Here is a 12,114-nt window from a genome sequence, read left to right as displayed (position 1 = left end):
GTCGCTTACTCCGCCGCCTGCGGTTCAGGGTCGGACCAGGACCATTCGCCTGGATTTCTCGCCGGCGAGCGAGCGGGCTTCGAGGTCGCGTGCGCCACTCCAACCTCGGTGCCGGCTTCTTCAGCGACGGAGGCCGCGCGCAACGCCTTGGCATTGCCGCGCCAGGAATCCCACATGCCGATAACGCCCTTCGGCAAGAACAGCGTGACGGCAACGAACAGGCCGCCCAGCGCAAACAGCCATAGTTCCGGCAGCAAGCCGGTGAACCAGGACTTCCCGGCATTGACGAGCAGCGCGCCGATGATCGGCCCGACAATGGTGCCGCGCCCGCCGACGGCCGCCCAGATCACCACCTCGATCGAATTGGACGGTTCGAATTCGCCGGGATTGATGATACCGACCTGCGGCACGTAGAGCGCGCCGGCAATGCCGGCCATGACGGCCGACACGGTAAAGGCAAACAATTTCACGTTCTCCGCGCGCCAGCCGAGGAAACGCGTGCGGCTCTCGGCGTCACGAACCGCCATCAGCAGCTTGCCGTATTTGGAACCGACGATCGCCCATGTGACGAACACCGCAAATGCGAGCATCACAGCGCTTGCGGCGAAAAGGGCCGAGCGCGTCGCGTCAGCCTGCACGTTGAAGCCCAGAATATCCTTGAAATCGGTCAGGCCGTTATTGCCACCGAACCCCATGTCGTTGCGGAAGAAGGCCAGCAGCAGCGCATAGGTCATCGCCTGGGTGATAATCGAGAGATAAACGCCTGTGACGCGGCTGCGGAAAGCGAACCAGCCGAAGACGAAAGCGAGCAGGCCTGGCACCGCCAGCACCATGATCGCGGCGAACCAGAAATGATCGAACCCGGTCCAGAACCAGGGCAATTCCTTGTAGTTCAGGAACACCATGAAATCAGGCAGGACCGGATTGCCATAGACGCCGCGCGAGCCGATCTGGCGCATCAGATACATGCCCATCGCATAGCCGCCGAGCGCGAAGAAGGCGCCATGGCCGAGCGAGAGGATGCCGCAATAGCCCCAGACAAGATCGAGCGCCAAGGCAAGCAGCGCATAGCAGAGATATTTGCCGGTCAGCGCTACGATATAGGACGGGATGTAGAAGGTGCTGGTCGGCGCAACAGCCAGGTTGAGCACCGGCACGATGATGGCCACCGCCAGCAGGAGGAAGATGGTGATGGCGATGCGGCGGTCCGCGCCGGCGGCAAAGAAGCGCCCCGTGATCATGCTTCCACCGCCCTGCCCTTGAGCGCGAACAGGCCGCGCGGACGCTTCTGGATGAACAGGATGATCAGCACCAGCACGACGATCTTGCCGAGCACGGCGCCAGCATAGGGCTCAAGAACTTTGTTGACGATGCCGAGCGAAAAGGCACCGACCAGTGTGCCCCAAAGATTGCCGACGCCGCCGAAGACGACGACCATGAAACTGTCGATGATGTAGCCGCGGCCGAGATTGGGCGAGACATTGTCGATCTGGCTGAGCGCGACACCGGCGATACCGGCAATGCCGGATCCCAGCGCAAAGGTCAGCGCGTCGACCCATGGCGTCCTGATGCCCATCGAGGCTGCCATGCGCCGGTTGGCGGTTACGGCGCGCATCTGCAACCCCCAGGGCGTGCGCTTCATCACGTAGAGCAGCACGCCAAAGACGGTAAGCGCAAAGACCAGGATCCAGAGCCGGTTCCAGGTGACGGCAAGCTGTCCGACATTGAACGAACCCGACATCCACGAGGGGTTGCCGACTTCCTGGTTGGTCGGTCCGAAGATCGAGCGCACCGCTTGCTGCAGGATCAACGAGACGCCCCAGGTCGCCAGCAGCGTTTCCAGCGGCCGACCATAAAGGAAGCGGATGACGCCACGCTCGATGACCAGGCCGACAAGTGCGGCGACCAGAAAGGCCAGTGGCAGAGCGATGACCAGCGACCAGTCGAACAGGCCGGGATATGAGGTGCGGATCACCTGCTGCACAACGAAGGTCGTGTAAGCGCCGAGCATGACCATCTCGCCATGCGCCATGTTGATGACGCCCATAACGCCAAAGGTGATGGCAAGGCCGATTGCCGCCAGCAGCAGCACCGAGCCCAGTGAAATGCCGTACCAGATGTTCTGGCCGGCATCCCAGAAAGCCAGCGTCGAATTGATGCTCGCGATTGCGGCCGTCGCCGCTTCCTTGACTGCTCCAGAGGCGTTGGCCTCGACGGAGGTGAGCAGCGAAACCGCGTTGCGGTCACCACGCGCACCAATCAGGGCGATCGCGGCGAGCTTGTCTGCTTCGGGCTTGTCTGAAACCAGTATGGAAGCAGCACGCGCCTGCTCCAGCAAAGCTTTGACGCTCGCCACGCTTTCACCGGCGATCGCTGCGTCGAGCGGCCCGATGTTGGCGGCATCAGGTGTCTTGAACATGGTGTCGGCGGCGGCGATGCGGACAGTCGGATCCTTGGAGCCAAGCGTCAACGTGCCCAATGCATCGCGGACGGTGCGGCGTAAGGTGTTGTTGACGCCGATCTGGGTTAAGTCATCCGCGGAAGCCTCGCCTGCGGCCTCGCCGCTGATCGGGTCGAAAAGCTGGATGCTGTCGCTGCCTTCCTTGCCGACAAACACCATCGAGTCGGCCGCGCGAATGTAAAGATTGCCGTCCGCCAATGCAGCAAGCGACCGTTCGACAGCCGGATCGCCTGTGGCTGTCAGCTCAAGAACGATAGCTCCCGTCTCGGAAAAGTCCGCCGCTGTCGCGAATTTGGCGATGATTGCACGCAGATCGGCTTCCGCAGCGCCCGAAGACGACAGCGTCGCCAGCAGGAACAAGAGCGTCAGGCCCATCGCATGGAAAATCTTCATCGGTTTTTGGTGACCCTTGAAGGTTGAATGGGCGTCCGGACGGTGGAGGAAACCGTCCGGACGCACGCGGTCTTGGGCATGGACCTCAAGGTCCAAGCCCGGGGAGGATCAGTTGGTGCCCTTGCCGCCGCACTTGCCGGTTTTGACGTTGAAGTTGCCGCAGCTGAGCGGCGCGCGCCAATCGGAGATCAGGTCCTTGGAGTCGGGCAGATAGTCGGACCATTCGTCGCCCATCACCAGACCCGGCGTCTTCGAGACCGTCTGGAACTGGCCGTTGGCCTGGATTTCACCGATCAGCACCGGCTTGGTGATGTGGTGGTTCGGCATCATCGTCGCATAGCCGCCGGTCAGGTTCGGCACCGAAACGCCGATCATGGCATCGATGACCTTGTCCGGATCGGTGGTGCCGGCCTTTTCAACCGCCTTCACCCACATGTTGAAGCCGATATAGTGGGCTTCCATCGGGTCGTTGGTGGTGCGCTTGTTGTTCTTGATGAACTTGTGCCAGTCGGCGATGAACTTCTTGTTCTCGGGCGTGTTGACGCTCTCGAAATAGTTCCAGGCTGCGAGATGGCCGACCAGCGGCTTGGTGTCGAGACCGGCCAGCTCTTCCTCACCAACGGAGAAGGCCATGACCGGGATGTCCTCGGCCTTGATGCCCTGGTTGCCGAGTTCCTTGTAGAACGGCACATTGGCGTCACCATTGACGGTCGAGACGACAGCGGTCTTCTTGCCGGCAGAACCGAACTTCTTGATCGCCGAGACTTCGGTTTGCCAGTCCGAGAAGCCGAACGGCGTGTAGTTGGTCATGATGTCTTCAGCGGGAACCCCCTTCGACTTCAGATAGGCTTCGAGGATCTTGTTGGTGGTGCGCGGATAGACGTAGTCGGTGCCTTCCAGCACCCAGCGCTTCACCGAGCCGCCGTCCTTGCTCATCAGATAGTCAACGGCCGGAATGGCCTGCTGGTTTGGAGCCGCGCCCGTATAGAACACGTTGCGTTCGCTTTCCTCCCCCTCATACTGGACGGGATAGAACAGGATGTTGTCGAGTTCAGAGAACACCGGCAGCACCGATTTGCGCGACACCGAGGTCCAGCAGCCGAACACCGCCGCCACCTTGTCCTTTGAAATCAGCTCGCGCGCCTTTTCAGCGAACAGCGGCCAGTTGGAAGCCGGATCGACGACCACGGCCTCCAGCTTCTTGCCGAGCAGGCCGCCCTTGGCGTTCTGTTGCTCGATGAGCATCAGCATGGCGTCCTTCAGCGTCGTCTCCGAAATCGCCATGGTCCCCGAAAGCGAATGCAGAATGCCAACCTTGATCGTGTCCTCGGCCGCCCTGGCGGGTGCGGACATCAGCAGGCCGGCAGCGACCACGCTTGCCGAAAACATTTTTGTTATTGTAGAGAAACTACCCCTCATACCGAAGACTCCCAAGCTGGTTGATTGCACCGCAACAATGCAATGCAACCCCCATGCCAACTGCTCGGGCGATGTTTAAAAGGCAAAATATCCTAACATTCTCAAGCGGTTATTATATTAGTTTGCGTAAATGTAAGAAAGCCGGTTAACAATTGGTTGAGGGAAATTTGCGCAGCGCAAAAAGGCAATTGCCTAATTTTCGCCCAAATTGGCCGTGTGCCTATATTTTGATCCCGACAGCCAAATCGCAAACAGCGGATGTTGCGGCACAGCGCGTAAATAGGGCAAGCTCCCCCTCCAACCGGGCGACGTCATGGCTTCCCTGATTTCACGCATCTTTATCGGCATGGCGCTTCTGACGGCAGCGACCGGTGCCGCACGGGCCGACTTCAGCGACGGCAAAATGCCAGACGGCACCTATCACTGCGAAGTCTACCTGCTCGGCATGTTCCTCAACCTCGGCGACATCACCATCAAGGGAAATGTCTACACCGGCCCAGTCACATTCGGGGCCGCCTTGCAGGCTTACAATTATCAGATGGATGCAAACGGCGTGATCTCGTGGCTCGGACCGCTCGGTGGCTACACCGCCGGTGGCAACGCGCTGTCGATGACCCAGGCAACGCTGGATGGCCAGAACCCGCCCTCCTTCGACATCATCATGAAACAGCCCGACGGCGCCTTCACCGCCTCGACCTGCACCCGGAGCATCGCTCAATAGATGCTTGTCGGGCCGCAACCACCGGCTCTGTAGGCAGCAAGCACGGGCAGCCGGTTGGCGCCTGCTGCCAACAAAAAGGCGGAACGCGTTTTTCGCGTTCCGCCTGGAGGTTTGGGAGGTGGTTAGATCGTCTTTGCCGACATTTGCGACGCGATGTACTCCGCCTGGCGGATCGCCAGAGACACGATGGTCAGGGTCGGGTTTTCGGCCGCGCCAGTCGTGAACTGGCTGCCGTCCGACACGAACAGGTTCTTGATGTCGTGCGTCTGGCCATGCTTGTTGACGACGCCGTCCTGCGCCTTCTCGCTCATTCGGTTTGTGCCGAGATTGTGGGTCGAGGGATAGGGTGGCGTCGGGAAGGTGCGTGTGGCGCCAACCGCATCGTAAAGCGCCGTGGCCTGCTTGTAGGCATGGTCGCGCATCGCCGTGTCGTTGGGGTGGTCGTCGAAATGCACGTCGGCAATCGGCATGCCATGCGCGTCCTTCTCATCCTTGTGCAAGGTGATGCGGTTTTCCTCGCGCGGCATGTCCTCGCCGACGATCCACAGGCCGGCCATGTGGTCGTAGTGGTCGAGCGCCGTGGTGAAGGAGCGTCCCCAGCCGCCTGGATTGAGGAAGGCGGCCATGAACGGCAGGCCGAGCGACAGCGTCTCGAACTCGTAGCCGCCGACAAAACCGCGCGATGGATCATGGCGCGCCTCGTCGCGGATGATGCCGGCCATGGTGGTGCCGCGGTACATGTGCACAGGCTTGTCGAAGATGGCATAGACCGAGCCGGTGGTGTGGCGCATGTAGTTCTTGCCCACCTGCCCCGACGAATTGGCGAGGCCGTGCGGGAACTTGGCCGACTGCGAATTCAGCAGCAGGCGCGGGCTCTCGATGGAATTGCCGGCAACGGCAACGATGCGGGCTTTCTGCTCTTGCAGCTTGCCGTCCTTGTCGGCGTAGACGACACCGGTCACCTTGCCTGAGGCATCATGGTTGATCTTGATCACCATAGAGTTCGGCCGGACTTCGAGATGGCCTGTCGCTTCACCCTTGGGGATTTCGGTGTAGAGCGTCGACCATTTGGCGCCCCATTTGCAGCCCTGGAAGCAGAAGCCTGTCTGCTGGCAGGAGTTGCGGTCGTCGCGCTCGACCGAATTGATCGCCATGTTGCCGGTGTGGCATTCCTTGTAGCCGAGCTTGTCGGCGCCGGCCTTCAGCACTTTGAAGTTGTTGTTGCCCGGCAATCGCGGCCAGCCATTGGTTCCGGTCACACCCATCTTGGCTTCCGCCTTGGCGTAGTACGGCTCCATTTCGGCCAGCGTGACCGGCCAGTCCAAAAGGTTCGCGCCTTCCAGCTTGCCATAGGTCGACGCTGTCTTGAACTCATGCTCCTGGAAGCGCAGCGAGGCGCCCGCCCAGTGCGTGGTCGAACCGCCGACCGATTTGACGATCCAGGCCGGCAGGTTCGGGAAATCCTTGGCCACGCGCCAGTCGCCGGACGTCGTGCGCTTGTCCGTCCACGCCAGCTGGGCGAACGAACCCCACTCATCGTTGATGAAGTCTTCATATTCGTGGCGCGCGCCGGCCTCGAGGATAACGACGTCGACGCCTTTCTGCGCCAGTTCGTTGCCGAGCGTGCCACCGCCGGCGCCCGAGCCGATGATGACGACCACACCATCGTTTTTCAGATCAAATGAAGCTGCCATGGTTTCCTCCCATGAATTCCTGTTTGCGGGTTACTGGAACGATCGAGGCTCAGAGCCACTCGATGTCGCTGAAACCGCGCGCGATATAGCCACCCTTGGAGTAGGACTCGCCCTCGTAGCCGAAGATCGGCCACACCTCCTGCTGGTTGTAGAGGCTCACCACCAGGCCGCCACGAACCGTCTGGAAGAAGGGCGTCTTCTCTATCTCGGTGAGCAGCGCCACACGCTGCTCCTCCCAGCCGAGCCCGCGATAACCACCCTTGCCGGCCTTCTTGTCGAGTTCGGCAATTCCCTTCTCGATCAGCTCCTTGTGGGCCGGATCCTTGGCGGCTGTCTCGTCATGACCTTTGACAGCGATGGCGTAATATTTGTCCGGCACCTGGTCGTGCGGGTAGATATCGCGCGCCACCTGGATCAGCGTCGCCATCGTCTCGGGCTTCAGCGTTGAGGTTTCCAGCCCCCAGGCCTGTTCCGGGTTGATGACGGCGCTGCCGGAGATGACGAGCAGCGCACCGATGCTACCGCGCTTGAGAAGTTCACGACGCGAAAGTCCAGGCTTCCCGTCATAGATCGTGACCATTTGTTTCCTCCCTGCTTGCTATTTGCACCCCTAGGAGTGCCGTTGCTGGCGTCCGCGCCGATGGGCACGGCCGAATAATCCCCCTATTGGAAGCGTCCTCCACGCTGCAGGACCTCGATCTTGTAGCCGTCGGGGTCCTCGATGAAGAAAAAGCGGGCGATGAGCGTACCGTCACGGTTGAACTCGACGATCTTCTTCGGGTTGAGGCCGAGCGCACCGATACGGTCGTGTTCAGTGTCGAGGTCGGCGACCGAGACCGCGAGATGGCCGTAACCGTCGCCAAGTCCGTAAGGCTCGCTCCGGCCCTTGTTCACGGTCAGTTCAAGTTCGAACCCTGTCTCGGCGTTGCTGAGATAGATGAGTGTGAAGGTCTCGAAGTCCAGCCTGTCGGCGATATCGAGCCCAAAAGCGTTTCTGTAAAAATCAACGGATCGGGCCTCCTCGAGAACCCGGATCATGGAATGAATCGCCTTCGCCAAATCAGTCTCCGCAGTGATGTGTGGAACCGATTATGAGCGGCACGCGGAAAAGATGGTGGCAGCCGGTTACCACGCCCAAAAGCGTGAATTATTCCGCGAAATGCGATACGGACGAAAGTCCGATTGCCGTCACGGCTTTTTTGCCGGAAGGTGATACCGGGGATGGTTTGCGCTGCAGCGAATGCAATGCGGTCCATCCACCCAAGACCAACGAGCATGGGAGGTTTGTCGGATGTGCAGGGTATTTGCGGGCCAGGATCCCGAAGGCTATCGTCAGATCAACCGGTCGATCCGTATCGACGGGCACTCGACCAGCATCCAGCTCGAAGCCACGTTCTGGGCGCTGCTCGACGAGATCGCGGACAGCCAGGGTTTGACCACGCCCAAGTTCATTTCGAAGCTCTACGACGAAGCGATCGAGATCAATGGCGCCATTCCGAACTTCGCATCGATGCTGCGCACCACCTGCGCGCTCTACCTGCGCGGCCACCGGCCAGACATGGACGAGCAGATGGTGCCGAAGCGGCGGGCCGCCTGATTGTCTGGAGAGCATCCGCCGTTTCCGTGAAACGGTGAACTGCTCTAGGACTCCAGCACATCCTTGACGATCGTCGCCAGTTGCTTGAGCGAGAACGGCTTCGGCAGGAAACCGAAATGCGCATCGGCCGGCAGGTTCCTGGCGAACGCGTCCTCGGCATAGCCTGATACGAAGACGAACTTGATGTCCGGCTGGCGCTTGCGCAACTCGCCAAGCAGGGTCGGCCCATCCATCTCCGGCATCACCACGTCGGAAACGACGATATCGACCTTGCCGCCAAGGGCTTCGAACACTTCCAGCGCTTCGACACCCGAGGACGCTTCATGCACGGTATAGCCGCGCGACACCAGCGCCCGCATGCCGCCCATACGCACGGCATCCTCATCCTCGACCAGCAGCACCGTTGCTGACCCGGACAGGTCCTTGGTGCTATCGACCGGTTTGACCGGCACGGCTGCCGGTGTGTCACCGGGTTCGGCCGCCTTTTTCGCTTCGGCGATATGACGCGGCAGGAAGATGCGGAAGGTCGATCCCTTGCCGACCTCGGAATCGCAGAAAATGAAACCGCCGGTCTGCTTGATGATGCCGTAGACCATGGACAGACCAAGGCCCGTGCCCTTGCCGACCTCCTTGGTGGTAAAGAACGGCTCGAAGATCTTCTTCAGCACATCAGGCGCGATGCCACTGCCGGTGTCCTCGACTTCGACAACGACATAATCGGCCGCGGTGAGTTCGCGGTAAGGGAAGGTCTTGCATTCCTCGGCGGTCACGTTGCGGGTCCGCACGGTGATGTCCCCGCCGGTTGGCATCGCATCGCGCGCGTTGACGGCCAGGTTGACCACCACTTGCTCGAACTGGCCGATATCGACCTTGACCGGCCACAGGTCGCGGCCATGATCGACCTTCAGCTTGATGTCGTTGCCGACCAGGCGGGCGAGCAGCATCCTGAGATCGGCCAGCACGTCGGTGAGGTTGAGCACTTCCGGACGCAACGTCTGCTTGCGCGAGAAGGCCAGCAACTGCCGCACCAGCGAGGCCGCCCGATTGGCATTCTGCTTGATGTTCATGATGTCGGGGAAGGATGGATCCGACGGTCGATGATTGGTCAAGAGCAAGTCCGAGGCCATGATGATGGCGGTCAGCACGTTGTTGAAGTCGTGGGCGATGCCGCCGGCGAGCTGGCCGACCGCCTGCATCTTCTGGCTTTGCGCCATTTGCCCTTCGAGCGCCTTCTGCTCGGTCGTCTCGACGGCATAGACGATGGCCGATTCCTCGGCGCCCTCGCCGCCGGTGCCGTCGGCGACGGCGTTGACGTAGAAACGGATGTGCCGGTCGTCGTTGCCAGGCAGCAGCGTGTCGATCGGTTCGATGTCAGCCTGCCGCTGCCTCGCCTTTTCGAACGCAATTGCAAAGGTCGGTCGGTCGCGTTCGTGAAGCACTGTATCGAGACGCACCCGGCGATCGACGGCGTCCCGGTCGACGACCGAGGAAAACAGCGACAGGAATGGCGCGTTGGTACGCAGGATGCGCCCACTGGCATCGACACCCGCGATCGCCATCGGCGTCGAATTGAAGAAGCGGGTGAAGCGCACTTCCGAAGCGCGCAGATCGGCCGAGGCGTCCTCGCCCTGCGTGCGGTTGAGCACGATCGTGCGTGTCGGGCCGCCGATACCTTCGCGGCTGGCTGAAACGCGATGCATGAAGCGCACCGGCAGCGCTTCCCCCGTCATGGTGGTCAGGTCGAGATCGATGACCGCATTGCGTGTCGTGCCGGGATCGGCCTTGACCGAGCGCACCAGCGCCATGCCATCACCGGCAACGATATCGGGCAAGGTCACGGCGCCAGGCGTGAAGGAAGCGAGATCGATGCCCAGCCATTCCGCCAGCGTGGCGTTGATGTAGGTGACACGGCCGTCCTGGTCGGCGGAAAAGAAACCGGCCGGGGCGTGATCGAGATGATCGATGGCCTTCTGCAGGTCGAGGAAGAAACGCTCCTGCTCGGCCCGTTCCTGCGAAATGTCGGAGAGCTGCCAGGCCAGCATCGGCAGCCGCTGGGCCGGAACGCTGAAGGCACGGGCGCGTGCCCTGTACCATCGGGCCCCCGGTTCGGCGCCGGGCCGGATCGATTGCGCCAGCCGGAACTCGCCGTCGCCCGGTTGGCCATCACGCAGGCCGGATGCCAGCCGATAGATGGTCACCGAGGCCTCGGGAACATCCGAAAGCAGCCCTTCGACCGTCTTGAGGTCGGCGGCCGAGGAGGCTCCGGTCATGTCGGCATAGGCCCGGTTGGCGTAGACGACGCGGCCCTTGGTGTCCGTGACCAGCAGGCCTTGGCCCATCGAATCGACGAATGCCTTGGACAGTTCATCGCCGGTCGAGCGCGGCGTGACCTGTACGAAGCCAATCGCGGTCGCGAACAGGAAGCCGACACCGATCATCGCCAGCACGCCGAGCATGCCGAGCAGGAAGGGATCGCCGAGGCGCTCGCGGAACAGGCCAAAGACGATCGCGGCGCCCGTCAGGACGACGATGAAGATGATGAGCCGGGTGACCGCGCCCGGTCGCGTATTCTGGTCGACGATCGGTACCGGATAGAAATCGCCGCGCGCTTCCTTGGCCATATGCCCCCTGCTCGTGAAGTCCGATGTTCCGACACCCGCCCCTAATGCATGTCGCCCAAAAATGACTTCGATTTTGGGAAAACGACATGCATGAAAACAGGGACCTAGAGCGCGTCGCATGAATCGGCTTCAGCGCGACGCGCTTTAGCCGGTTGAATCACATTCTCCTGGTCCCGAAAAGGCCCGGGCGGCAAATGTCGGATAAAAATGATGCCGGCCAGCCTTGCCGGTGTTTCAAGCTGTTCACGATGCGTGAAGGCAACTTGCGGTAGCCAGTCCCAACGGTCTAGTGTCGCCTCACTTTCCAAAACCGATCAGGGGAAACCAATGCAGTGGCTGGATAGCGTGGCGGGCCCTGGTTATGCGGCAGCACTCCTGTGGACCTTCGCGGCGCTGATCCTGCTGGTCATCGTGCTCGTCATCATCAGGCTCGTGCGCAACCTGACCTTCGGCACGTTTGTCGCCGGTGGCCGGAACCGCAAGACGCGGCTCGCCGTCATGGACGCCACTGCTGTCGATAGTCATCGCCGGCTGGTGTTGGTGCGCCGCGACGACATCGAACATCTGCTCCTGATCGGCGGCCCGACCGACGTCGTCGTCGAGCGCGACATACGTCTTGCCGCGCCGCGCCGTCCGGCGCTGACCGGAGATGGCGGCCTGCAGCCTGTCCAGGCCACCGCTGCCCCGGCGGCCAAACCCCGGCCGCCTCAGCCGGCTCCCGCTCCGGCACGACCCGCACCGCTGCCGCAGCCGGTGACGGCGGCAACGCCGCCTGCCCGCCCGCGCCCGGCAGCGCCACCGCCGGCCCCGGTGCCCGCACCAAAACCGGTGGCGCAGACCTATCAGTCGACCAATGTCACGCCGCTGCCTGCCTATGGCTCCGCCAACGCCAATGCCGTCAGGCACGCGCCGCCGCCGCCGAGGCAGGACAGCATCGATGATACGCTGATGAAGGACCTCGAAATTTCGCTCGACCAACCCCGCTCCGGTGGCCCGGTGGGCAAACCGGTCGCCAAGGCGCCGCCGTCGCTCGACGATGAAATGACCAGGCTGCTCGGCGAACTTTCAAGCCAGAAGAGATGATTGGCGCCTGAACCCGCCCGGACAGCCGGCGAGACCTGCCAAGGTTTCGAGTACGTCTCGCTACTGCGGTGGATCACTCACCAACAAAAATGGCCGGGAAACCCGGCCATTCTTAGTATCAACTT

At 61.7% G+C, this 12,114-nt stretch carries 10 protein-coding genes; 3 read left to right on the top strand and 7 right to left on the bottom strand.

Annotation, left to right across the window (positions count from 1 at the left end; translation table 11 throughout):
• Positions 1-5 precede the first annotated feature (5 nt).
• The 3 genes from urtC to urtA form a co-directional block, all read right to left on the bottom strand.
• Positions 6-1,241: an urea ABC transporter permease subunit UrtC gene (gene urtC / locus A3A9_RS0111135; RefSeq protein WP_027058861.1), complete on the bottom strand. Its 1,236-nt coding sequence runs from the start codon at positions 1,239-1,241 to the stop codon at positions 6-8.
• Positions 1,238-2,854, bottom strand: coding sequence for an urea ABC transporter permease subunit UrtB (gene urtB, locus A3A9_RS0111130; protein WP_027058860.1), 1,617 nt, complete (start codon positions 2,852-2,854; stop codon positions 1,238-1,240). The genes urtC and urtB overlap by 4 nt, the downstream gene beginning before the upstream one ends.
• A gap of 108 nt (positions 2,855-2,962) precedes the next feature.
• Positions 2,963-4,243 (bottom strand): urea ABC transporter substrate-binding protein, encoded by a 1,281-nt coding sequence (gene urtA, locus A3A9_RS0111125; RefSeq protein ID WP_245279013.1) that lies wholly within the window; start codon positions 4,241-4,243, stop codon positions 2,963-2,965.
• 343 nt (positions 4,244-4,586) lie between these two features.
• Between urtA and A3A9_RS0111120 the strand changes: the two genes are divergently transcribed.
• Positions 4,587-4,994 (top strand): hypothetical protein, encoded by a 408-nt coding sequence (locus tag A3A9_RS0111120; RefSeq protein ID WP_027058858.1) that lies wholly within the window; start codon positions 4,587-4,589, stop codon positions 4,992-4,994.
• 122 nt (positions 4,995-5,116) lie between these two features.
• On the opposite strand, the gene A3A9_RS0111115 is transcribed toward A3A9_RS0111120, so the two are convergent.
• From A3A9_RS0111115 to A3A9_RS0111105, 3 genes are all read right to left on the bottom strand, one after another.
• The gene (locus tag A3A9_RS0111115) at positions 5,117-6,688 is read right to left on the bottom strand and encodes a GMC family oxidoreductase (RefSeq protein WP_027058857.1); all 1,572 of its coding nucleotides are present in this window, start codon (positions 6,686-6,688) and stop codon (positions 5,117-5,119) included.
• Between the two features lie 49 nt (positions 6,689-6,737).
• A complete protein-coding gene (locus tag A3A9_RS0111110) occupies positions 6,738-7,268 on the bottom strand; it encodes a hypothetical protein (protein ID WP_027058856.1) in 531 nt (176 codons plus the stop codon).
• Positions 7,269-7,351: 83 nt separating this feature from the next.
• A complete protein-coding gene (locus A3A9_RS0111105) occupies positions 7,352-7,747 on the bottom strand; it encodes a VOC family protein (protein WP_027058855.1) in 396 nt (131 codons plus the stop codon).
• Between the two features lie 232 nt (positions 7,748-7,979).
• Here A3A9_RS0111105 and A3A9_RS0111100 point away from each other — a divergent pair, with 232 nt between their 5' ends.
• A complete protein-coding gene (locus tag A3A9_RS0111100) occupies positions 7,980-8,285 on the top strand; it encodes a ribbon-helix-helix domain-containing protein (RefSeq protein WP_027058854.1) in 306 nt (101 codons plus the stop codon).
• Between the two features lie 44 nt (positions 8,286-8,329).
• Here the strand turns inward: A3A9_RS0111100 and cckA are convergent, their stop codons facing one another.
• Entirely contained in the window at positions 8,330-10,906 is a 2,577-nt protein-coding gene (cckA, locus tag A3A9_RS0111095) for a cell cycle histidine kinase CckA (RefSeq protein WP_027058853.1), read from the bottom strand.
• 327 nt (positions 10,907-11,233) lie between these two features.
• Here cckA and A3A9_RS0111090 point away from each other — a divergent pair, with 327 nt between their 5' ends.
• Complete coding sequence (locus tag A3A9_RS0111090; RefSeq protein ID WP_027058852.1) at positions 11,234-11,989, top strand: flagellar biosynthetic protein FliO; 756 nt, start codon at positions 11,234-11,236, stop codon at positions 11,987-11,989.
• Positions 11,990-12,114 lie beyond the last annotated feature (125 nt).

It is taken from the genome of Mesorhizobium loti CJ3sym, from assembly GCF_000472785.1.
In the GTDB taxonomy this organism is placed as follows: Bacteria; Pseudomonadota; Alphaproteobacteria; order Rhizobiales; family Rhizobiaceae; genus Mesorhizobium; species Mesorhizobium loti_E.
The sequence above is the reverse complement of the archived record's forward strand: the minus strand, read 5'-3'. Positions and strand labels throughout refer to the sequence as shown.